This window comes from Pseudomonas kuykendallii (assembly GCF_900106975.1).
GTDB classification, from domain to species: Bacteria; Pseudomonadota; Gammaproteobacteria; order Pseudomonadales; family Pseudomonadaceae; genus Pseudomonas_O; species Pseudomonas_O kuykendallii.
The window spans coordinates 208,787-232,533 of sequence record NZ_FNNU01000003.1; the positions used below are offsets into that span (position 1 = coordinate 208,787).

Below are 23,747 nucleotides of genomic sequence, written 5' to 3' on the forward strand. Positions count from 1 at the left end.
TGCACGCCACGGGCGGAGACCTTGCGATGACTGCCAAGCACACGACGAAGGAATACCAGGCCCTGGATGCCGCGCACCACATCCATGCCTTCCTCGATCAGAAGGCGCTCAACGCGCAGGGTGCGCTGGTGATCGCCAAAGGCCAGGGCCTGAACCTGTGGGACAACGACGGCAAGCGCTACCTGGACGGCATGTCCGGCCTCTGGTGCACCGCGCTGGGCTACGGGCGCGCCGACCTGAACGCCGCGGCGACGCGCCAGCTGGAGGAACTGCCGTACTACAACCTGTTCTTCCACACCACCCATCCGCGGGTGATCGAGCTCTCCGAACTGCTGTTCAGCCTGCTGCCGGCGCATTACAGCCACGCGATCTACACCAACTCCGGCTCGGAGGCCAACGAGGTGCTGATCCGCAGCGTGCGGCGCTACTGGCAGATCCTCGGCCAGCCGCGGAAGAAGGTGATGATCGGCCGCTGGAACGGCTACCACGGCTCCACGCTGGGCAGCACCGCGCTCGGTGGCATGGGCTTCATGCACGAGATGGGCGGCATGCTGCCGGACTTCGCCCACATCGGCGAGCCGTACTGGTTCGCCGAGGGCGGCGATCTTTCCGAAGAGGCGTTCGGCCTCAAGGCCGCGCGTGAGCTGGAAGCGAAGATTCTCGAACTGGGCGCGGAGAACGTCGCCGCCTTCGTCGCCGAACCCTTCCAGGGCGCCGGCGGCATGATCTTCCCGCCCGCCAGCTACTGGGCGGAAATCCAGCGCATCTGCCGCCAGTACGACGTACTACTGTGCGCCGACGAAGTGATCGGCGGCTTCGGCCGCACCGGCGAGTGGTTCGCCCACCAGCATTTCGGTTTCCAGCCGGACACCCTGACCATCGCCAAGGGCCTCACCTCCGGCTACATCCCCATGGGCGGCCTGGTGTTCAGCGCGCGCATGGCCGAGGTGCTGGTGCAACAGGGCGGCGTGTTCGCCCACGGCCTGACCTATTCCGGGCACCCGGTGGCCGCCGCGGTGGCCATCGCCAACCTCACCGCGCTGCGCGACGAGAAGATCGTCGAGACGGTGAAGAACGACACCGGCCCGTACCTGCAGAACCTGCTGCGCGACACCTTCGCCGCGCACCCGCTGATCGGCGAAGTGCAAGGCGCCGGGCTGGTCGCCGCGTTGCAGTTCACCGAGGACAAGGCCACGCGCAAACGCTTCGCCAACGAGAACGACATCGCCTGGCACTGCCGCACCGTCGGCTTCGACGAAGGCCTGATCATCCGCTCGACGCTGGGCCGGATGATCATGGCGCCGGCGCTGGTCGCCAGCCACGCCGAACTGGACGAACTGGTGGAGAAGACCCGGCGCGCGGTGGATCGCACCGCGAAGGAGCTGGGTTTGCTCTGAGATGCCCTCGGTGCGCACGGCGCACCCTACGGCCATGCAGCCGTTGGGGCGCCGCGCACTGAAACACTGGACCAACGCTGCACCGCCGAACATGAACCCCACCCGTCAGAGGTGGGGTCACGGAACCCCTGGGCCACTGGCCACCCCCTGCCCCGACCTCGAAAGCCAACCGTCTGTGGGAGTTTTTCATGCACAAGTCCTTGCTCAAGCGCACCTCGCTGTCCCTCGCTACCCTGGCACTGGCCATGGGTGTCGCCACCGGCGCCCAGGCCGGCAAGCTGTCCATCGGCCACACCACCTGGGTCGGCTACGGCACCCTGTACCTGGCCCGCGACCTCGGCTACTTCAAGGACGCCGGCCTCGACGTGGAGCTGACCACCATCGAGGAAGCCTCGATGTACATGGCCGCCCAGGCGTCGGGGAAACTCACCGGCTCGGCGTCCACCATCGACGAGATCCTCAAGTACCGCTCCAAGGACTTCTGCTTCAAGGCGGTGGTCGCGCTGGACGAATCCCACGGCGGCGACGGCATCGTGGTGAGCAAGGACATCACCGACATCAAGGGCCTGAAGGGCAAGTCGGTGGCGGTCAACGAGGGCTCGGTGTCGCAGTTCTGGCTGTCCTACCTGCTGAAGAACGCCGGCATGAGCATGGCCGACGTCGAAGTGCAGAACATGACCGCCGATGACGCCGCCTCCGCCTTCATCGCCGGCCGCGTGCCGGCCGCCGTGACCTGGGAACCGAACCTGACCATGGTCAAGCAGAAAGGCGCCGGCAACGTGCTGGTCGACAGCAGCAGCACGCCCGGCGTGATCGTCGACGTGGTGGCGCTGGATTGCGGCGTGATCGAGAAACAGCCGGAAGACGTCAAGGCGCTGGTGGCCGGCGTGCTGAAGGCGGTCGAGTACACCAAGACCCATCCGAAGGAAGCCTACGAAATCATGGCCAAGGGCGTCGGCGGCTACCTGTCGAAACCCGAGGACCTGGCCGAAGCCGCGAAGGGCGTGAAGTTTCTCGACGCAGCGGATAACCAGAAGCTGCTCGGCGTGCCCGGCAAGGCCGGCGACATCGCCGGCATCATCAGCCTGGCCAACGAGACCTGGAGCAGCCTGCAGGGCAAGCCGTACGACGTGAAGTACGAAGACCTGGTCGACACCTCCTTCGTCACGCCGTAAGTGCTCTGCTCCCCTCTCCCACGTGTGGGAGAGGGGCCGGGGTAGAGGGTTGGAAACATGCGCATGAAGGTGTCCACCCCTCTCCCTAGCCCTCTCCCCAAGGGGGAGAGGGGACTGACGGTGGTCACCTGCCGTTTTCCGTGCGTCTTCCAAATATCCGCAACACGAGGTGGTTCATGGCCACGCAAAAATCCTGGTTGCAGCGCTGCCTGACACCCAAAGTCGAACTGCCGGGCAAGCTCGTGCTCGGCGCCGGCAGCCTCTGCTGGCTGCTGGTCTTCGGCCTGTGGGCCGGGTTTTCCTATGGCGGCGTGGTGCCGTCGATGTTTCTGCCGACGCCGGGCGACGTGCTCGCCGCCGGCGCCCGCCTGGCCGGCGACGGCACGCTGAGCAAGCACGTGCTGGCCAGCCTGGAAGTGGTGCTGATCGGCTTCGTCGTGTCGTCGCTGGTGTCGGTACCGCTCGGCCTGCTGATGGGCAGCTTCCGCATCGTCCAGGCGTTCCTCGAACCCCTGGTCAACTTCATCCGCTACCTGCCGGTGACCTCCTTCGTGCCGCTGTTCATCCTGTGGATCGGCATCGGCCTGGAGCAGCGCGTGGCGGTGATCATCTTCGGCGTGTTCTTCCAGCAACTGGTGATGATCGCCGACGTCTCCAAGGGCGTGCAGAAAGACCTGATCAACGCCAGCTACACCCTCGGCGCCAGCCGCCGCGACGTGGTCCTGCACGTGCTCGGCCCGGCTTCGCTGCCGGGCATTCTCGACACCCTGCGGGTGACAATGGGCTGGGCCTGGACCTACCTGGTGGTGGCCGAGCTGGTCGCCGCCTCGAGCGGCCTGGGCTACATCAGCCTCAAGGCCATGCGTGGTTTCCAGGTCGACGTGATCTTCCTCGCCATCGCCATCATCGGCCTGCTCGGGCTGATTACCGATCAACTGTTCCGTCTGCTTCGACTGAGGATTGCCGCATGGGCGCAGTAGCCAAGAAACCCTACATCATGCCGCCGCTCAGCGAGTACGCCGAGGTCGCCGCGCGCCTGCGGGTGGACAACGTCAGCCTGCGCTACCAGTCGCCGAAGGGGGAAACCTTCACCGCCCTGGACCGCGTCTCCTTCGAGGTGCCGGACCGGCAATTCGCGGTGATCGTCGGCCCCTCCGGCTGCGGCAAGTCGAGCCTGCTCTACCTCACCGCCGGCCTCAACGAACCCACCGAGGGCGACATCTACGTCGGCGGCCAGAAGGTCGAGGGCCCCGGCGCCGACCGCGGCATGGTGTTCCAGGGCTACACGCTGTTCCCCTGGCTGACGGTTCGGCAGAACATCGAGTTCGGCCTCAAGCGTCGCGGCCTGCCGCAGGACGAAATCCGCACCATCGTCGAGTTCTATCTGGGCGAGGTCGGCCTGGCCAAGTTCGCCGAGCATTATCCCAAACAGCTCTCCGGCGGCATGATGCAGCGCGTCGCCATCGCCCGCGCGCTGGCCAACGACCCGCAGATCCTGCTGATGGACGAACCCTTCGGCGCCCTCGACAGCCAGACCCGCCTGCAGATGCAGCAACTGCTGCTGCAGGTGTGGGGCAACAGCAAGAAGACCGTGGTGTTCGTCACCCACGACATCGACGAGGCGATCCTGCTCGCCGACCGCATCTACGTGATGGGTGCGCGCCCCGGCCGGATCAAGGAAATCCTCGAGGTGCCGATCGAGCGCCCGCGCAGCCTGGACGTGGTCATGGAGCCGGAGTTCATCCGCATGAAACGGCACATCCTCGGCCTGCTGCACGACGACCTGGAAGAGGTGCACTGAGCGCCTTGCGTAGGGTGCGCCATGCGCACCAATCCCACCCTTGCAAACCGGTGCGCACGGCGCACCCTATGGCTCCTCGAGGCTTGCATGACCGAACCCACCTATGACTACCTGATCGTCGGCGCCGGCTCCGCCGGCTGCGTGCTGGCCAACCGCCTGAGCGCCGACCCGGGCGTGCGCGTGTGCCTGATCGAGGCCGGCGGCAGCGACGCCAGCCCAAGGGTGCAGACGCCGGCCGGCACCATCACCCTGTACAAGAGCAAGATCTTCAGCTGGAACTACTTCTCCGCACCGCAGAAGAACCTCGCCGGACGCAGCCTGCACACCCCGCGCGGCAAGGCGCTGGGCGGCTCCAGCGCGATGAACAGCATGATCTACATCCGTGGCGACGCCAGCGACTACGACCGCTGGGAAAGCGCCGGCTGCCCCGGCTGGGGCTGGCAGGACGTGCTGCCGTGGTTCAAGCGCTCCGAAGGCAACCGCCTCGGCCAGTCGCCGCTCTACCACGGCACCCAGGGCGAACTGCTGGTGGACCGCCCGCGTGACCCCAACCCACTGTCGGACATCTACATCCGCGCCGGCGAGCGCCTCGGCCTGCGCCGCAACGACGACTTCAACGGCGGCACGCTCGAAGGCGTCGGCCTGTACAACGTCACGCAGAATGACGCCAAGCGCCTTTCCAGCTACCGCGCCTTCGTCCACCCGGTCCTCGAGCGGCCGAACCTCAGCGTGCTTACCGGCTGCCAGGTCGGCCGGCTGATCCTCGACGGCAACCGCGTCAGCGGCGTGGAACTGCAGCAGGACGGCCAGTGGCGCACCCTGCACTGCAGCCGCGAAACCATCCTCTGCGCCGGAGCCCTGGGTTCGCCGCATATCCTGCTGAATTCCGGCATCGGCCCGAAGGACGAACTGGAAGCCGCCGGCGTGGCCTGCAAGGTCGACCTGCCCGGTGTCGGCAAGAACCTCCAGGACCACATCGACGGCCTGGTCACGGTGCGCTCGAAGAGCCCGTTGTCGCTCGGCTTCTCCCTCGGCGCGCTGCCCAAGATCCTGGCCGCACCGTTCAAGTACCTGGCGCGCAAGACCGGCTGGCTGACCACCAACTACGTCGAGGCCGGCGGCTTCGCCCGCACCCCGCTGTCGGACACCCTGCCCGACGTGCAGATGCACTTCGTGCCCGGCTACCGCAGCCACCGCGGACGGCTGTTCGAGTGGGGCCATGGCTACGCCATCCACACCTGCGTGCTGCGCCCGAAAAGCATCGGCGAAGTGCGCCTGGGCGCCGGCCGCAGCCTGGAGATCGACTTCAACTTCCTCGCCGATCCCGAGGACGCCAAGGTACTGGTCGAAGGCGTGAAACTCGCCCGGCGCATCCTCGCCCAGCCGGAGTTCGACGGCCTGCGCGGCGCCGAGATGCTTCCCGGCCCGCAGGTGCAGAGCGACGAGCAACTGCTGGCGCACCTGCGCGACTACGCCGCCACCGTGTTCCACCCGGTCGGCACCTGCAAGATGGGCAGCGACGCCATGGCGGTGGTCGACCCGTACCTGAAGGTGCGCGGCGTGGACAACCTGCGGGTCGCCGATGCCTCGATCATGCCGACGCTGATCAGCGGCAACACCAACGCGCCATGCATCATGATCGGCGAGCGCGCGGCGGACTTCATCGCCAACCGGCGCTGACGCGCGGCGCCCGCGCGGGTGATTTCAACTTCGAAGCCATCAAATCAACAAAGTTGACTTGATGACCGGGCGGCGTATAGCTTATCGGCATCCATCCCGCCGCGCGGGATACGTCGATGAGGACAGCGCAGCATGATCGAAGCGGAAATCTCCGGCCTGCAGGCCTTGCGTGCATTGATTCGCGGGGAGCTTCCGGCTCCCTCCATCGGGCAGACCATGGGCGTCACGGCCGTCGCGGTGGAGCCGGGGCGGATCACCCTGGAGGCGCGGCCCGACGGCCGTCATCTCAACCCGGCGGGCGCGGTGCATGGCGGTTTCGCCGCCACCTGCCTGGACGGCGCCGCGGCGCTCGCGCTGTTCTCCACGCTGGAGGCGACCACCGCCCACTCCACCGTGGACCTCAACGTCAAATACCTGCGCCCGCTGACGGCGGGCGAAACCTATCGGGTGGAAGGCTGGCTGGTGGAACGCACGCGCAGCCTGGCGATCTGCGATGCCCACGTGCTCGATGGCGCCGGCAAGCTCTGCGCCAAGGGCACCACCACCTTCATGATCAAGGGGTGAGCCGATGCAGGAACTCAGGGTTCTCGGCGCCGGCCGCCTTGCCTGGGTGGACGCGCCCTCGCCCCGCCTTTCCGGACCGGGCAGCGCGCTGGTCCGGCCCATCGCCTCGGCCTCCTGTGACCTCGACCGGCGCCTGATCGCCGGCGTCACGCCCTTCAAGCCGCCCTTCGCCCTCGGCCATGAATGCGTCGCCGAAGTGCTCGAAGTGGGCGACGAGGTGACGAGCGTGCGCCGCGGCGACCTGGTTTCGGTGCCCTGGAAGATCGCCTGCGGGCAGTGCCGGCAATGCCTCGCCGGCCGTGCCACGGCCTGCACCGCGGTGCCTCGCCACGCGGCCTACGGCGTACCCGCGGGCGGCCACTGGGGCGGGTTGTTCTCGGAGGTGGTGGAGGTTCCCTTCGCCGACGCGATGCTGGTGCCGCTGCCTCCGGGATTGAATCCGCTGGCGGTCGCCAGTGCCAGCGACAACCTGACCGATGCCTGGGTCGCCGCCAGCCGGCCGATCGCGGTGCGCGACGAGGCGCGCGTGCTGGTGGTGGGCGGAACGGAAAGCCTCGGCGTACTGGCGGTGCAGATGGCCGTCGCGGCGGGCGCCGGCAGCGTCGACTACCTGGACGACAGCGACTACCGACGCGCGCTGGCGCTGCGCAGCGGGGCCAACGTCGAACCGGGGGAAACCCTCGACGAAGGCTACGACGTGGTGATTTCAGCCACCCGCGATCCGCAGGCGCTGCACCGCGGGCTGCTCGCCCTGGCGCCCGGCGGGCATTGCTCGTGCATCGGGATCATCTTCGAGGACCCGAAGATTCCGCTGTTCGGCATGTACCTGCGCGACGTCACCCTGTCGGTAGGGGTGTGCAACGTGCGCCCGCACATTCCCACGGTGTTCGACCTGGTCGGCAGCGGGCGCTGCGACCCGCTGCTGGTCAGCCCGACGGTGGTCTCCTGCGAGGACGCCCCCGAAGCGCTGGTCGCGCCGCAGGCCAAGTGCATCGTGGTGCGCGAGCGGATCACCTAAGCCGCTCAGTTCAGGCGTTCGGCGAGCGCGCGCATCACTGCGTCCCAGGCGTCGCGGCCCGCCGCGTCGGTGGCGGTGAACGCCTCGCGCAGGGCGCTCCGCTCCAGCTCCGACGCCTGTCGCTCCACGGCCTCGCCGCTGTCGCTGAGAACCAGCAGCTTGAAGCGGTGACGCCCCGCCTGGCGCGTGTAGCCGACCAGCTCGCGCTCGAACAGATGGGTCAGCGGCCGGTGCAGCGCCTGCTTGCTGACACCCAAGGTGGCGGCCAGGTCGCCGACGTTGATCTCCTCGGAACGCGCGATGACATAGAGGATGCGGTGATGCACCCGCGACAGTCCAAGGGTGGCGAGAAACCGGTCCGCGTCCACCGTCAGCCCGCGGAAACCGAAGTGCAGCAGCTCCAGGGAAGGGTCGAGCGGGTCCAGCGGCTGCATGCGCACCGAGGCGACATTGATTTTCCTGTCCATGACCATGAGGCATTCACCCAGCTAAAGTGCCACGGAGCCTAAGCCTCCCCCACCTCCGGAACAACCCGGACAACGCCAACAGGACCTTGCCATGCAACTCATCCATGCCGCCGCCTCGCCATTCGCCCGGAAAGTCCGGGTAGTGGCCAGCGAAACCGGGCTACTGCAACGCATCGAGCTGATCGATACGGCCGTGCTGCCGACCACCCTCAACGAGCGGGTCAACCGCTTCAATCCGCTGGGCAAGATTCCGGTGCTGCTCACCGACGACGGCGAGGCACTGTTCGACAGCCGGGTGATCTGCGAATACCTCGACAGCCTGCACGACGGCGCGCCGCTGTACCCCGCAGAACCCGCCACGCGCTGGCGAACCCTGCGCCTGGCGGCGCTGGCCGACGGCCTGATGGAGGCGGCGCTGCTGGTGCGCTACGAGCGCGCGGTGCGCCCGGCCGAGCGGCAGTGGGACGACTGGGCCGAAGGCCAGTTGGGCAAGATCGGTCGCGCCCTGGCGGTGCTGGAGGAACACGCTGGTGAACTGCAGGGTCCGCCGGACATCGCGCAGATCGGCGTGGCCTGCGCCCTGGGGTATCTGGATTTTCGCTTCGGCGATCTGGCCTGGAGAGACGCCTCGCCCCGGCTCGCGGCCTTCCAGGAGGCGTTCGCCGCGCGGGAGTCGATGATCGGCACCCGCCCGGCGTAAGCGCTGCGCAGGCGGCGACCCGCGCGGCGCCGGGTCAGTACGGGCTGGCGGTAGGCCGCACGATCAGCTCGCTGACGTCCACGTCCGCCGGCTGCTCGACGGCGTAGGCGATGGCGCGGGCAATGGCCGACGCCGGGATCGCGATCTTGCGGAACTCGCGCATCTCGGCGCGTCCGCCCTCGTCGGAAATGCTGTCGGCCAGCTCCGACTCGGTCACCCCCGGCGCGATCACGGCGACCCGCACGTCGCCGCCGACTTCCTGGCGCAAGCCTTCGGACAGCGCGCGGACGGCATATTTGGTCGCGCAGTAGACCGCCGCCGTCGGGCTGACCGCGTAGGCGCCGATCGAAGCGATGTTGATGATCTGGCCCGAACGCCGCTGCTGCATGGATGGCAGGACCGCCGCGATGCCGTGCAGCACGCCGCGGATGTTCACGTCGATCATGCGGTTCCATTCCTCGATCTTCAGCGCGTCGAGCCGGGAAAGCGGCATCACCCCGGCATTGTTCACCAGCACGTCGACGCGCCCGTGCAGCTCCAGCGCGAAGTCGGCGAAGGCCTGCACGTCCTCCATACGTGTGACATCCAGCGAACGGACCTCGGCGCTGCCGCCCGCCGCGCGGATTTCATCGGCGATGACCTGCAGGCGCTGCGTGCGCCGCGCGCCGAGGACGACCCTGGCGCCCTGGCTGGCCAGCAGCCGCGCGGTGGCTTCGCCGATACCGCTGCTGGCGCCGGTGATGAGGACGACTTTTTCCTGATGGCTGTGCATGGCTGATTCCTCGCTCGATTCGGAATTCCCGCCGAAGCGGGACTGAGATCGAGGGTAAGGGCCAGGGCGATGCGGGGTTATCCGATTCCTGCCGGTTGCTTGCACGATCCTGCGGTGGCCGAGGCGACGGTACGTAGCACGTCGCCTGGTTCGAATCACCGAAGGCCGAAACGGTTGCCGGTCACGCCTGGTCGCTTCCACCCAGCCGCGCGGTGACGGCGGTCAGGTCGCGGGACAAGCCGTGCAACTCGTTGGCGGCATGCTCGGTACGCTGCACGTTCTGCTGGTTGGAGCTGGCGATGGAGGTGATCTCGGTGAGGTTGCGCGAGATGTCCTCGGCCACCGAGGTCTGCTCTTCGGCGGCCGTCGCGATCTGCCGGTTCATGTCGCGGATCGACTCCACCGCCTCGGTGATGGAACGCAGCATCGCTCCGGTATTGGTCACCTGCTCGACACCGCTCTCCGTCCGCGCCTGGCCGTCCTCGATGGCACGCACCGCGTTCACCGCACCGGTCTGCACGGTGTCGATGATCTGGTGGATCTCGGCCGTCGACTCCGAGGTTCGTTGCGCCAGCGTCCTTACCTCGTCGGCGACCACGGCGAAGCCACGGCCTGCATCTCCGGCACGCGCGGCTTCGATGGCAGCGTTGAGGGCCAGCAGATTGGTCTGCTCGGCGATGCCGCGAATCACCTCCAGCACCTTGCTGATACGACCGCTGTCGTTTTCCAGCTGGCGAACGACATCGGCGGTTCTGGCGATGTCGTTGCGGATCTGGGTGATCGTCTGGATGGTCAGCTGCATCGCGCCTTCGCCGTCCTGGGCCGAATTGTCGGCCCGGTCGGCGGCCTGCGCCGCCTCGGCAGCGTGGCGCGCCACTTCCTGGGCGGTCGCCGACATCTCGTGCATGGCCGTAGCGACCTGATCGGTGCGATCGAACTGCTCGCGGGTTCCCTGGGCCATCAGCGCGGCAATGGCGTTCAGCTCGCCGCTGGCGCTGTCCAGCGCACGGGTACTGAGTTTCAACTTGTGGAAGGTATCGGCGAGGAAGTCCCGCAGGGTATTGGCCGCCACGGCGAGGTGGCCGAGTTCGTCCCGGCGCTCGACGGAAACCCGCTCGCCGAAATTGCCCTTGCTCAGTTGTGCGATGTGCGCGATCAGCTGGCGAATCGGCGTGATCAGGCTGTGGTTCACCAGCCAGATGCTGAACAGGCCGACGAGCACGCTCGACAGCACCATGAACAGTGCGCCCAGGCTGATGGTGCGGTCGGCCGCCACACCGATGTCCAGCGAATGCCTGTCGCTCTCCGTCTTCAGGCCCGCCGCCAGTGCGCTCATCTGTTCGCTGGCGGCCCGGTCCACGCCCTTTACCGACGCATCGCCGGCGACGGGATCGGCGCCGGAAGCGATGAACGCCTCCAGGCCCTTGCGGTAGGACTGGCCCATGCTCTGGTGCTCGCGGCGCAGTGTGTCGAGCTGCCCAACAAGCGCGGGATCGTCGCCAACCACGGCGGGCAGCTCAGAGAGTATTTTCTGTACCTTGGCTTCCTGCGCGACGAACTGGTCCCAGTACTTGGTCCGCGCCGCATCGTCCTTGCCACGCAACAGCACGTTCTTCCACTCCTGCACCTGGGTCTTGAACTCCAGATTCGCCTGGTCCATCAGTTGGGTGGCGCGAAGGGGACCCTGGATCAGCCCCTGGTAGGCCTGCAGCTTGTCTGAAAGGACGTGGAAGCTGACCAGCGCGATCACCAGGATCAACGCCAGGCTGCCGCTCAGCAGGGTGAGAATCTGCGCACGCAGGGAGGTACGTAGGGACATGGAAGAAGCCTCTCGGGAACGGGGAGTCGTGACCACCTCCCTGTAGTCGGCGCGTGATGGAACGCGCCATGCCTGAGGTACTCGGCCGAACGAGGGCGAATCTTTAGGCGCTGCCGCCGGTTTCCGACGAGCGCCTGAGGGCGGAAGGCAGAAAGGTTGCCCGTGCGTCGTCCCGGCTGCAGCTCCGGTGCAGGCGAGGCGACGCGCGGGCTGAGGGCCACCCGTCAGTACTTGCCGATGGCGTTGAAGAACCAGCCCTGGCTGCGGTACGACAGGTCGGTGAGGTCGTCGCTGAAGTCGCTGAAGTTGTAGCCGACGCCCGCCTTGAAGTGGTTGCCGAAGTGCCGGTAGACGCCCACCAGCGCGCCGACGCGGCTGTCCTTGGCAGCGAACTCGTCGCGCCGGCGGACTTCGGCCATCAGGTCCCACTTGCGCACCACGTGCCAGTCCACCCGCGCGGCGATCAGCTGCCCGCGGCTGTCGAACCAGTCCGCCGAACTGTCGCGGCTCATGCGCAGCTCGCTCAGGCGATAGGCGTACTTGCCGCCGACGCTCCAGCGCTCGTTCAGGTCGTAGATGCCGTCGATGGCGAAGACGTGGCTGCGCTGGGCGTAGTCGACGTTGGTGCCGGTGGCGGTGGACACCTGGTCCGGCGGCGGCAGGTCCGCCAGGTAGGTGTACTTGGTCAGCAGGTTCAGCTTGTCGTTGAGCACCGGACGGTAGGCGTAGCCCAGCGAGGCCTCGACGAAGTTGCCGTCGTAGTAGTCGCCGCGGTCGGAGTCGCCAACGGAGAAATCCAGCTTGCCGATGAAGCGCCAGTCCGGATTGACCTTGTAGCTGAGGTTGTTGCGCATCAGCCACACGCTGAGGTCCTGCACCTGGCTGTGGTCCTCGCGGTACTCCAGGCGGCTGGCGTAGCGCAGGTCGCCGTTGCTGTAGCCGACCTTGCCGCCGAAGGCGCGGCGCTTGAGCTCGTACTCGGTCTCGGCGTTGAAGGTGCCGAACTCGGTGGTCAGGCCGTAGCTCCAGTGATCGTCCGGAGCGAAGTCCAGGCCGTAGCCCTGGATCAGCCCGGCCTGATCGCCGCGCTGCACGCGCTGCTCGGCATACACACTGGTGGTGTCGGTCCAGCGCGAACGGGCGCCGGAAACGAACTGCCCCACGCGACCTTCGCCGCCACCCAGGCCGCTGCGGCTACCGAAGCCGTCGTCGGTGCGGTCGCTGTCCAGCTGGTAGTTGAAGTACAGATTGGTGCGATCCGAGGCGTCGTAGTTGACTCCGGCCTTGGCGCCGAGGCCCAGGTTGCCGCTGGACAGCTCGCCGTTCAGCGCGGTGCGCTCGTTGAGGCGGTAGTCGCCGCCGACGCCGACGCGGTTGTTGGCGCTGCGCTCGCCGGTGCGGCTCAGCGTGCCCTGGGTGAAGCCGTACAGCGACCAGTCTTCCTCGGCGTGGTAGAGCGCCTGGACCACCGCGTCGTTGCGCTCGCCTTCGTCGTAGGCGCCGCTGTAGAGGCCGTCGTAACCGTTGAGGTAGGACGAGCTGCCGTTGCTGCGCCGGTCGTTGCGCAGGCCGCCGCTCAGGCGCCAGGCGTCGCTGAGGTCGTAGGCCAGTTGCGCTTCGGCGGAACGCCGCGAGCGGCTGCCCTTCTCCTCGGTCTCGTCGGCCTTCACGGTCAGCTCGGTCTTCTCGCCCAGCGGGGCGGTGTAGCTGCCGCCGACCTGGTTGGCGGCGAGGTCCGACAGGCGTCCGGGCGCGGAGAAGCCGGCGTCGCGCTTCTCGTAGTAGAAGGTGCCCTTGCCTTCGCCGTCTTCCACCAGGTCCTTGAGGTCGAAGGCGGTTTCCACGCGGTTGGCGCGGGCCGCCGAATCGCTGCCCGCCTCGGCGCTGTCGAAACCGAAGCCGCCGTCGTAGGAGAAGCGCTGGTCGAGGCTGTCGCCCTTGCTCTGCGCCGACTCGACCTTCAGCCAGGTGCCTTCGCTCTGCCGCAGCAGCAGGTCGCCGCCGCCGAGGGTCTGGTCCTCGCGGCCGGTCTGCTCCTGCATGCTGCCGGTCACGCCGACCCTGACCTTATCGTTGACCCAGTAGGAAGTGCGCCCGCCGTAGGCCATGTCGTCGAGCTTGTCGAGCCCCGGCGAGTATTCGTAGCCAACCACCAGGAACGCCGGGTTGCCGGACAGGCTGCCGCCGGAGCGGATCAGCAGGCTGCCGTCGGCGCTGGCCGAGAGCGGCTGGCTGAGGATGACGCGGCCCTGCAGGGCGTTGATCTCGTAGTCGATCCCGGCGACCAGGTCCTGGGCATAGAGCACCTGCCCGGAGTCCGGATCGCGCACTTCGATGCGCACGCGCTCGCTGCCTTCGGTGATGTCCTGATGACGCAGGTAGTACAGCGAACCGCCGGTGCCGCGGAAATCCTCGCGCGCCGACGCGGTGCCCGGCTCGGCGGCGAAGCCTTCCACCTGCAGACGGCGCTCGCCGAAGCCGGTGAACTCGTCGCTGCGGTAGCGCACCTGGCCGCCGTACAGGCTGCGGTCGATCTGGGTCAGCTCGGTATCGCGGATCTGCTCGCGGAAGTTGCCCCACATGGCGTGGGATTTCTCGTCCTCGACCTTGGCGTAGAACTTGCCCCGCGTCGGCGCATCCTCGACCAGCGTCGAGTCGTCGCCGAAGGTCGCCCAGCCCTTGTCCGAGTCGGAGTCCAGGCGGCGCAGGAACTCGCGCGGGTCCTTGTCGTTGAAGTTGCTGAACAGGCTGTCCACGGCCTCCTCGCCGGTATCGACGCTGCCGGTGACGGTGTACTTACCGTCGATCTTGCCCTTGGTGTAGAACGCCAGGCGGCCGTCGGCGTAGAGCTTGTCGTCGTAGTAACGGTCTTCCTGGGTGACCAGGCGCGCCGGGCCGCTGGTGTTCTGCTGGCCGACGGTGAAGTCGGCGATGGCCACGGTGAACCAGTCGTTCTGCGGCAGGCGCAGGTCGCGACGGTAGATGCGCCCCTTGCCGTCATCGTCGAGCACCGCGACTTCCACGGTGTGCACGCCGCGCGGAATGATCTGCGCCGCGGCGAACTTGCCCTGGTTGTCCACCGGCACCGGACGGCCCATGACGAAGACGTGCTGGCCGTCCTTGACCTGCTTGCCGTTGATGGTGACGGTGCCGCCGGCCACCGGAATGGCATGGCGTTGCAGGCGATTGCCGCCGTAGCCGGCGAGCAGGTCGGCGGCGACTTCCGCCTCCGGCTCCTCGGCCAGCTTGCCGCGCGCCACGCTGAGCGCCTGCGGGCTGGTTTCGTCGTAGCGGCCCTGCTCGTCGTACACGCGCAGCTGGTAATAGATGCGCTCGGGCAGACCGGCCGTGGGCGTCCAGTCGGCCTTCAGCTCGGGATCGAGCGGCAGCGTCTGCAGCAGCTCGGGCGCGCCGAACAGGCGCTTGCGCCCGAGGATGCGCACCTCGGCGCGCTTGATCCAGTGCAGGTAGTTGCTGTAGCCGCTGAACTGCTGGACCTCGCCGATCCGCGCCACGCGGGCGCCGGAAACGACGTTCAGGCGCGGCTGGGTGGAGAGGTTGTCGAAACGCACCTGCAGCAGGTCCTTGGCCAGCTCGACGTCGACGCAGCGTTGCGCGTCCGCGCTGCCCGCCTCGCCGTTGTTCAGCGGCGCGCCGTCGACGCTGATCATGAACGGCAGCACGTTCTGCAGCGGAACGTTGCCCGGCGCGCACTGCTCGGCCTTGGCCGGGGTGACGACCACCGCTTCGTCGTACCAGATTTCCACTTCGACGCGACGGTTCAGCGCCCAGTCGCGCTCGTCGTCGCCGCGCGCCAGCGGCTCGTCCGGGCCGCGGCTGGCGAACTGCAGTTGCTCGGTCTTCAGGCCGAGGCGCTGGCGGAACAGCTCGCCGACCTCCTTGGCGCGCTGCAGGCCCAGGCCATAGTTGTCCTGATAGATCGACTGGGTACGCTGCGACAGGTGCTGCGGATCGGTATGCCCGATCAGCCGCAGGCGCAGGTTGCGCTTGCCGGCCAGGCGCTTCATCAGCGTGTCCAGGGCGTCGCTGTCGCGCTCGGGAATGGCCGAGCGACCGGAGGCGAAACGCACCACCGGCAGCCCTTCGCGCAGCACCACCGACTCGACCTTCTCGTCGCCGACGTCCAGCAGTTGCTCGCGCTTGCCGAGGGCGCCGTCGAGTTCCCAGAGAATCAGGTGTTCGCGCGGCAGTTCGCGCTCGGCGTTCGCCGGCAGTGCCGGCAGCCCGCCCGGCGTGAACGGCCGGCGCTGCACCAGGGATTCGTCTTCCATCGCCCCACGCGGGCCTTGCAGGCCGCAGCCCTTGCCCACTTCACACTGTTCGGCGGCGATCGCCACGGCGACCGCCAGCGGGTTGAGGGCCAGTGCGGCGATGCCGCACGCCACCAGATTGCGCATGCTCATCGAATCACCTCCACACTGTCACCTGCCGGTACGATTTCTTCTTCCAGTTGCATGTCGTAACAACAGTCGTGTGGCTCCCACTGCTCCCTGATCCAGTCCCTCACATGGCCGATCCGGGCCCGCGCGTCCTCGACGCTGCCGTCCACCGGCAGGCGATAGGCGATGCGCAGGATCGAAGGCTCCGCGTACATCAGCGTCAGCACCTGGCCGAGCTGCGCCTGGTACTGCGCCGTCAGCTGGTTGTCCGCGCCGAAGGCCGCCGGGCTCAGGTCCAGGCGCACCACGCGGTGGATGCTGGCGCCGAAGTTGGCCTTGACCAGGCGACCCTGGGTCAGGCGCACCACGCGCGGGTTCTCGGTGGTGACGCGGTAACCGGACGGCAGCGTGCGTTCGTCGACCTTGAGGATGAAGTTGCTGCCGCGCATCTCGCTGGGCACGTCGGCGCAGGCGATGTGGTAGCGGCCGTACTCGTCGGTGGTCACCAGCCAGCCCTTGGGAGTCGCCAGGCGCACGCCGGGAATGCCGGGCTCGCCTTCGTCCTGGTAGCCGTTGCGGTTCTTGTCGTCGAAGACCTTGCCGATCAGGTCGCTGCAGTCGAAGGTCGGGTCCGCCACCACGCGCACGCTGGCGCTGGCGACGTTGGAAACCCGCGCATCGGCGACCATGTTGCTGGCCCAGGCCTGGTTGACGTACTCGTTGAAGCCGACGCCGGAGCCAACCACTAGGATCAGGCGGATGGTCACCAGTTGTCCGGCGTTCAGCGTGCGGTCCGGCCAGCGCAGCAGGCGGCCGTTGACCTGCGGTTCGGCGGGTACGCCGTCGATCTGCGCGGAACCCTTGACGTACTTGAAGCCCGGCGGGATCTGGTCCTCGAGGGCGATCGCCGCGAGGCTCGAAGCCAGGGTGTTGCGCGCGGTCAGGGTGTAGGGCACCAGCTCGCCACGGGTGACGTTGACCTTGGGCGTGGTCTTGGTCATGACGATGGCGCCGGCGAGGATCGGGTCGACCGGAATGTGGTTGTTGACCACGTCGGCCGAGCCGCCCGCGAAGCTGAAGCTCGCGTAGTACTGCGTGGTGTCGCTGCTGCCGGCGAGTCCGGCCGAGCTGGCCGGGCACAGCGCCGGGTCATGCGCGGTGATCGCGTCCAGCGGCGGCCGGTTGCTGTTCTGCACCAGCGCCGGGTCCGGGAAGGCACCCACCGCCAGGGTGGTGCGGCACACCGGGATCAGCGCCGAGGGCTGCTGCAGGTAACCCGATGGCGGCGTCACCACCAGGGTGTAGGTGCCAGCCGGCGCGCTGGGCAACAGCACGATCTGGTACAGGCCATCGCTGCCGGTGGCCTGCTCCAGCGCACCGCCGAGCACGTCGGCGGCGCTGAAGCCGGCCGGTCCTTCGATGCGCACCACCGCGCCGCGAACCGGCTCGCGGGTGATGGCGTCGTAGACCACACCGGCCGGGTCGATCGGCAGGCTCTGCTCCGGCGTGTGGCTGCCGGCGACCAGGGTCAGCTCGCTGAGGGTGCCGGTGGCGGTGCTCGCCCCTGCCGGGTTGCCGGCACCCATGGCGCCGTCGGTATACGCGGCGCCGCTTTCGTTGGGCACCGGGCGACCGTAGACGGTGCCGGTTTCCGGATGACGGAAGCGCACTTCGTAGCCGCTGTTGGGGATCACGTCGGAGAAGGCGTAATGGCCGTTGGCATCGCTCAGGGTGGAAGCCACCACGCTGCCGCCACGCACCAGCTCCACGGTCCAGCCGGGCATCAGGCTTTCACCCGGATCGCGCACGCGGTCGTGGTTGCTGTCGAACCAGACGCTGCCTTCCAGGCTGGTCAACGCGCGGCTGATGGTGGTCGGGTCCTCGGCGCGGTTGTTGCCGGTGTCGATGGACTGCTCGCTGCCGCCGGAGACCACGGCGACGTTGGTCAGGGTCACGTCGCCCAGGCCACCGTCGACGCTGACCGGCACGCTGATCGCGTTCGCCGCATCGCTGGCCGGGGTGTTCGCCGGGATCGCCGCATCGGTGGTGCAGCGGATCACCTGCCCGCTGACGGCGCAGCTCCAGCCGTTGCCGGTGGGCACGCCGGCGGCGGTCAGGCCGGCTGGCAGGGTATCGACCACGGTGACGGTGCCGCTGCTGGCACCCACGCCGAGGTTGCCGACGCGGATGACATAGACGCCGCGGCCGGCGGCGAGGAAGGTCGCCGGGTCGTGGGTCTTGCTGATCACCAGGTCGGGGGTCGGGATTTCGGCGAACCAGTTGTCCACCGAGAACAGCTGCCCGTCACCGCTCAGGTCGATGCCGGAGATGGCGCTGGGCGCGACGCTGACCGTGGTCGCCGTACCGCCGGCGCTGCCCGCGGTGGTCTTGCCGGGCAGCGTGCCTTCGGGCTGCTGCGGCTGGGTCAGGGTGTAGGTGCCGGCCGGCAGGCCGCTGAAGCTGAAGCTGCCGTCGGCGCCGGTGACCACGCTGCGCGGAGGCACCGGGTTGCCGTTGACGTCGGTGCCGCTCAGTTCGATGGTCTGGCCGGGCAATCCGTGGTCGTCGCCATAGGGCCGGCCATCGTCCTCGGGGTCGATGAACACCTGCCCGCTGAGGGTGCGGCCGTGGGGGATCTCGGCGAAATCGTTGCCGGTGGACGCCGTGGCCGGTGGCAGCACGATGCCGGCGATGGCGCTGGGCAGCGTGCCGACCGCGGTGGGCGTGCCGCCGGTGGTGCCGGCGAGGGTCTGGCCGTTGGCGGTGTTCTCCGGCTGGGTCGGCTCGGTCACCGTATAGGTGCCCGGCGCCAGGTCGGTGAAGCTGTAGTGGCCGGCGGCGTCGGTCACCAGGCTGCGCGGGGCGATCGCGTTGCCCTGCCAGTCGCTGCCGGTGAGGGTCAGGGTGACCCCGGACAGCGCCGGATCGCTGTTCTGGCGTACGCCGTCGTTGTTCTGGTCGGCGAATACCGTGCCGGAGAGGCTCGACGGCCGCACTTCGGGGAAGTCGTTGCCGATCGAACCGCTGACCTCGCCGTCGGCGTTCGCGCTCAGGTTGATCCCGGCGATCTGGCTGCTGCTCGCCGTGGGGTTGCTGGCGACACCCGGCGCACCGCCGCTGCCGTTCAGCGAGATCAGGCTGCCGGCGCGCGGCAGGTCGTTCAGCGTGCCGGCGGGCTGGCCGGCCTGGCACACCGAGTAGACGCCGGCGGCCAGGTTGGCGAACAGGTAGTTGCCGGACGCATCGGTGAGCAGCGGATTGACGAAGCCCTCCGGTCCGCTGGCCAGCGGACCGGCGCAACCGTTGCCGCTGTGCAGCGCGATGGAAATGCCGGCCAGCGGCAGGTCGGTGCCCGGCGCGTAGCCACCGTCGTCGAGATCGTCGTTGCGGTAGACCTTGCCGGCGACGTAGCCCAGCGTACTGACGTTGAGCGGCGCGTAGGCCGGCTGCGGGTTGTTGCCGAAGTCGGTCTTCAGTTCGCCGGCGGCGATCACGTTGGTGTGCTCGCCGGGCGTGCTCGCGGTCACGTCGACTTCCACGGTGCAGCCACCGGCCGGCACCACGCTGGCGCTGGCCAGGCGCACGAAGGCGGCGTTGGGTGTGGCGACGATGCTGGCGCCCGGGCAGGTGCCGCCGACATTCGGCGTGGCGGCCACGCGCACCGGCCCGGGTGAGGTCGGCAGGGTGTCGGTCAACGCCGCGCTGAGGGTCATCGGCGCGTCGTTGGGGTTGCCGACGAAGATCGTCAGGCGCGAGACACCGCCCTGCGGGATCACCGCGGGCTGGAACTGCTTGGTCAGCGTCGGCGGGCTGGAGAAGGTGATCTGCGCGCGCGTCGGCTGTTCGTTGACGACCCCTTCGTAGCTGCTCACGCCGCCCGCCGGAATCTGGTTGAGGTAGCTGCCGGCGACGTTGCTCAGCACGTTGACGCTGACGGTGCAGGACCCGTTCGCCGGCAGTTCGCCGCCGGCCAGGCTGACGCCGGTGCCGGACGGCGAAGCGCTGGCCAGGCCGCCGCAGCTGTTGGCCAGGTTCGGCGTCTGCGCCACCACCAGGCCGTTCGGCAGGCTGTCGCTGAAGGCAACGCCGGTCAGCGGCGCGGCGTTCGGGTTAGTGATGCGAATGCTCAGCGCATAGGCGTTGCCCGGCGTGCCGTTGGCGATGCCGGTGCTGAAACCGTCGGGGCTGCCGGCGTCCAGCGTGCGATTGACGAAGGCCTTGTGCACGCGCAGGGGCATCTTCACCCGCAGGGTGTCGCTGGTGCCCTGGTTGTTCTGCACCGGGCTGCCGCCGGCGCTGGCGGATACCGCGCCGACCGGGATGGCGTTGAGGTACTCGCCCTGGGTGGCCGAGAGCACGTCCACCTCGATGTAGCAACTGGCGGGTGCCGAACTGCTGCCGGCCGCGAGCTGGCCGTTGCTCAGGGTCAGGCTGCCGCTGGCGACGCTGATGCTGCCCTGGCAGGTGCCCAACGCGTTGGCCGGGCTGGCGCTGACCAGGCCGGCGGGGTAGCTGTCGGTCAGGGTCAGGCCGCTGAGCGGTTCGGAGGTGGGGTTGGTGAAGGTGATGCGCAGGCGCGAGCGCTCGTTGGCCGCGACCACGTTGGGGGTGAACTGCTTGACCACGCCGAGGCCGCTGCTGGTCTGCAGGCTGGTGGAGGCCGGCTGGTCGTTGCTCACGCCCTGGGCGCTGGTGACGGCGCCCGTGGGGATGATGTCGTTCACCGTGCCGGTGACGGCCATGGTCACGTCGACGGTGACGGTGCAGCTCGCCCCCGCGGCCAGGCTGGCGCCGGCGAGCGACAGGCTGGTCGCGCCCGGTGCGGCGCTGACCACGCCACCCGGACAGGTGGTGGAGGCATTCGCCACGCTGGCGATGCGCTCGCCGGTCGGCGTGCCGCCGGCGAGGCCGTTGCTGGTGAAGTAGTTGTTCAGCGCCAGGTCGCTGAGGTCCAGGCTGCCGGTGTTGGCCAGGCTGATCACCAGTTGGGTGGTCGCCCCCGGCGCGGCGATGCTCGCCTGCGCGTGGTTGACGCCGACCGTGACCTGGCCGCCGCTGGCGTTCTGCAGCGTCGCGCTGATCGGCGCGACGTTCTGCACGCCGCCGGACGCGGTCAGTTGGCCGGGCGCGATGCGGTTGACCCAGTTGCCGCTACCGGTGGCGATCACGTCGAACAGCAGGTCGCAGCTGCCGGTTGGAATGCGCGCGCCGCTCAGGCTGACGCGGCTGGCGCCCGCTGCGGCGACGACGCTCGGCGCACCGTCGCAGGTGGAATAGGCGTTCGCCGGCGTGGCGACGACCATCCCGCTGGGCAGGTCGTCGACCACCGCGACATTGTCCAGCACGCCCGGCTGGTTGTTGCTCAGGCGCACGGTGACGGTGGAACGGCCACCCGACTGCACGCGCGCCGGGGCGAACGACTTGGCGCCGCTCAGCGCCGACTCGAAGTTCAGCGTGGCATTCACCGGGCCGGGGCTGACGATGTTGCGCACCAGGCCGCTGGCCGTGGTTTCGCTGCCCTGCGCCGCACCTGCCGGCAGGCTGTTCTGGTAGCTGCCGGCGCTACCGGTGACGTTCACCGTGACCGTGCAACGCCCGGCATCACCCTGCCCGTTGTCGGCCCGCGCCGGGACCGTCGCGCCGCTGAGGGCGATGCGCTCGCTGCCGGGAACCGCCACCAGGCTGCCGCCACAGGTGGTCGACGCGTTGTTCGGCGTGGCCACCTGCATCGGCGTGTCGTTGCTGCCCAGCGGCAGGTTGTCGAGCAGGCTCGCCGCGGTGATCGGCTTCGCCGACAGGTTGACCAGGCTCAGCGTCAGGGTAACGGCGCTGCCTTCCGCCGCGCTGCTGCTGGCGAAGGCCTTCTCCACCGCCAGCGTGCTGTTGCTGACGCTGTAGCTGGCGCTGGTTTCGCTGTGGTTGCAGATGCCGCCGGGCGCGCACACGCCGCCGGACGGAATCTCGTTGCGGATGGTCGCGCCGGCGCTGGCGCCCTCGGGCACCATCGCCCAGAAACCCACGGTGCACTGCGCCGGATTCGGCCCCGTGCCCGCCGCCAGGTCGAAGGTGAACACCGGGTCGGTGGCACTGCCGCCGACGCTCAGGCTGTCGGCGATGCAGCCGGTGCCGCTGAGCGCGGGCGCCGGGAAGCCTGGCTGGCCGAGCAGCGTCATGCCGTCCGGCAGCCTGTCGGTCAGCGCCACGCCGTTCTGCACCTGGCTCGAGTAGTTGCTGGTGCGCACGGTGAAGTATACCGGGTTGCCGGGCGCGACCACGCTCGGGCTGCTGGTCTTGGACACGGTGAACTGGTCGTAGACGGTGACCGTGCTGCTCGCGGCCTGGCTGAACACGCCGCCGGGGCTGGTCACCGGCACGCCGCCGGCCGGGATGCTGTTGGTGAAGGTCTGCGAAGTACCGGGGGTATCCAGGGTCGCGGTGTAGGGCACGGTTATCCGGCAGTTGCTGTTGGCGTTCAGCGTGCCGCCGCTGAAGGTCAGGGTCTGCGAGCCGTTGCCGGCGAGGCCGCTGAGCGTCGAGCCGCCGGTACACACGGCGGTGGGCGCGCCGCTGATCTGCAGGCCGCTGGCGGCGCCGTCGATGTCATCGGCGAAAGCCCCCAGTTGCAGCGCGCTCAGCGGGCTGGCGTTGGTCAGGGTGATGGTCAGCGTGGATTGCTGGCCGGCGGCGATGGTGGCCGGGCTGAAGCTCTTGGCGACCCGCAGCGGCGCGGTGACCGTGAGGTTGGCGCTGGCGTTCTGGCTGGGCACCAGGCCACGCTGGTTGGCGAAGTCGGTGCTGCGGTTGATGACGTTGGAAAGCGAGGTCTGGTAGGCGTTGTCGACGCCCTCGGCCACCACCATCACGCTGAGTTCGCAGACCGAGCTGGCGGGCACGCTGCCGCCGACGGCGAGCAGCGTGGTGGCGCCGGCCGCCGGCGCGAAGGTCGGCGGTGTGCTGCCGCAGTTGATCTGCACGGCCGGAGTGGCGGCCACGCGCAGGCCGCTGGGCAGCGTATCGCGCAGGCCGAACGCCGGGCTGTCGCCAGCGCCGTTGAGCGGCAATGGCTGGTTCGCGTTGTTGGTGATGCGCAGGGTCAGCCGGCTCGGCTGGTCGGCGCGGACCACGCTGTTCGGGCTGAACGCCTTGCTCAGCGACGGCGCCTGGAGGCTGAGGAAGTTCAGCGACTGCTCGGCGCGGTCGGCGTTGCTGACCGTGGCGCCGGCGTGCTGGCCGCTCACCGAACCGGCGGCGAGCACGTTGGCCTGGCTGCCGGCGACACTGGAGGTCACTTCGACGACGATGTCGCAGCGGCCGGCGACGCTGCCGCCGTTGCGTGGCGGGATGACGCCGTTGGCGAGGACGATCTGGTTGCTGCCAGGCGTGGCGCCGAGGGTGCCGGAAAACGCCACGCTCGCGCCGTTGCCGTCGACGCAGGTCGCGCTGCGCAGGCCGCCGGCGGCCACGCGGAAGCCATTGGGCAGGGCATCGGTGAAGGCGACATCGGTGATGTCGCCGTTCACGAAGTTGTTCGTCAGCCGGATCAGGAAGGCATCGGTGTCGCCGACGTAGCGGGTGCCCTCGTAGCCCGGCGCGCGGCTCTTGCTGACACCGAGGTCGGCCAACGCGGCGCCAGGCAGGAGGCCCGCGGCGAAGAAAGAACATCCGAGTCCAACCCGCAACAGGCGGGCCGCCATTCCTGGACGAAACATCATAGTGAAACCCTGCGTCTGGTTTTCCGGCCAGAAAACCAATGCGCAGCGCTCCACTGCGAACCACGGTTCGCACGTCTCCCCGGTAAACGAAGCCGCCCGGCCAACAGCACCGGATGCGGAGCACGCTCATTGTTTTTTCTGATTAGGTGCTCGGCGAAGCGAGTCGCCGAGGGTGCGCAAGATCGTTGAGCGGGGTCAGCCCAACAAGGCGCCGGAGGTGAAAACAGGGTTGCGTGAAACGC

General features: G+C 68.6%; 13 protein-coding genes. 8 read left to right on the forward strand and 5 right to left on the reverse strand.

The genetic code is table 11. The annotated features are described in order from the left end of the window. Positions 1–26 precede the first annotated feature (26 nt). From BLV15_RS11005 to BLV15_RS11035, 7 genes are all read left to right on the forward strand, one after another. Complete coding sequence (locus tag BLV15_RS11005; RefSeq protein ID WP_090227912.1) at positions 27–1,397, forward strand: aspartate aminotransferase family protein; 1,371 nt, start codon at positions 27–29, stop codon at positions 1,395–1,397. Between the two features lie 188 nt (positions 1,398–1,585). Beyond that, on the forward strand, positions 1,586–2,572 hold the full coding sequence (locus BLV15_RS11010; protein WP_090227915.1) for an ABC transporter substrate-binding protein: 987 nt from the start codon (positions 1,586–1,588) through the stop codon (positions 2,570–2,572). Positions 2,573–2,748: 176 nt separating this feature from the next. Further along, entirely contained in the window at positions 2,749–3,552 is an 804-nt protein-coding gene (locus tag BLV15_RS11015; protein WP_090227918.1) for an ABC transporter permease, read from the forward strand. Then, positions 3,540–4,373: an ABC transporter ATP-binding protein gene (locus tag BLV15_RS11020; RefSeq protein ID WP_090227920.1), complete on the forward strand. Its 834-nt coding sequence runs from the start codon at positions 3,540–3,542 to the stop codon at positions 4,371–4,373. The genes BLV15_RS11015 and BLV15_RS11020 overlap by 13 nt, the downstream gene beginning before the upstream one ends. Positions 4,374–4,460: 87 nt before the next feature. Beyond that, positions 4,461–6,053, forward strand: coding sequence for a GMC family oxidoreductase (locus BLV15_RS11025; RefSeq protein ID WP_090227923.1), 1,593 nt, complete (start codon positions 4,461–4,463; stop codon positions 6,051–6,053). Positions 6,054–6,185: 132 nt separating this feature from the next. Continuing rightward, the gene (locus tag BLV15_RS11030) at positions 6,186–6,617 is read left to right on the forward strand and encodes a PaaI family thioesterase (RefSeq protein ID WP_090227925.1); all 432 of its coding nucleotides are present in this window, start codon (positions 6,186–6,188) and stop codon (positions 6,615–6,617) included. Between the two features lie 4 nt (positions 6,618–6,621). Then, complete coding sequence (locus tag BLV15_RS11035; protein WP_090227927.1) at positions 6,622–7,635, forward strand: zinc-dependent alcohol dehydrogenase; 1,014 nt, start codon at positions 6,622–6,624, stop codon at positions 7,633–7,635. Between the two features lie 5 nt (positions 7,636–7,640). Here the strand turns inward: BLV15_RS11035 and BLV15_RS11040 are convergent, their stop codons facing one another. Continuing rightward, positions 7,641–8,102, reverse strand: a complete 462-nt coding sequence (locus BLV15_RS11040) for a MarR family winged helix-turn-helix transcriptional regulator (protein WP_245728172.1) — start codon at positions 8,100–8,102, stop codon at positions 7,641–7,643. A gap of 91 nt (positions 8,103–8,193) precedes the next feature. Between BLV15_RS11040 and BLV15_RS11045 the strand changes: the two genes are divergently transcribed. Further along, positions 8,194–8,802: a glutathione S-transferase N-terminal domain-containing protein gene (locus tag BLV15_RS11045; RefSeq protein ID WP_090227932.1), complete on the forward strand. Its 609-nt coding sequence runs from the start codon at positions 8,194–8,196 to the stop codon at positions 8,800–8,802. Between the two features lie 34 nt (positions 8,803–8,836). Here the strand turns inward: BLV15_RS11045 and BLV15_RS11050 are convergent, their stop codons facing one another. The 4 genes from BLV15_RS11050 to BLV15_RS11065 form a co-directional block, all read right to left on the reverse strand. Continuing rightward, entirely contained in the window at positions 8,837–9,574 is a 738-nt protein-coding gene (locus BLV15_RS11050) for an SDR family oxidoreductase (RefSeq protein ID WP_090227934.1), read from the reverse strand. 181 nt (positions 9,575–9,755) lie between these two features. After that, a complete protein-coding gene (locus tag BLV15_RS11055) occupies positions 9,756–11,393 on the reverse strand; it encodes a methyl-accepting chemotaxis protein (RefSeq protein WP_090227937.1) in 1,638 nt (545 codons plus the stop codon). A gap of 224 nt (positions 11,394–11,617) precedes the next feature. Then, positions 11,618–15,817: an OmpA family protein gene (locus BLV15_RS11060; protein WP_090227939.1), complete on the reverse strand. Its 4,200-nt coding sequence runs from the start codon at positions 15,815–15,817 to the stop codon at positions 11,618–11,620. Continuing rightward, positions 15,814–23,415: a DUF7933 domain-containing protein gene (locus BLV15_RS11065; RefSeq protein WP_175534344.1), complete on the reverse strand. Its 7,602-nt coding sequence runs from the start codon at positions 23,413–23,415 to the stop codon at positions 15,814–15,816. The genes BLV15_RS11060 and BLV15_RS11065 overlap by 4 nt, the downstream gene beginning before the upstream one ends. Positions 23,416–23,747: the final 332 nt, after the last annotated feature.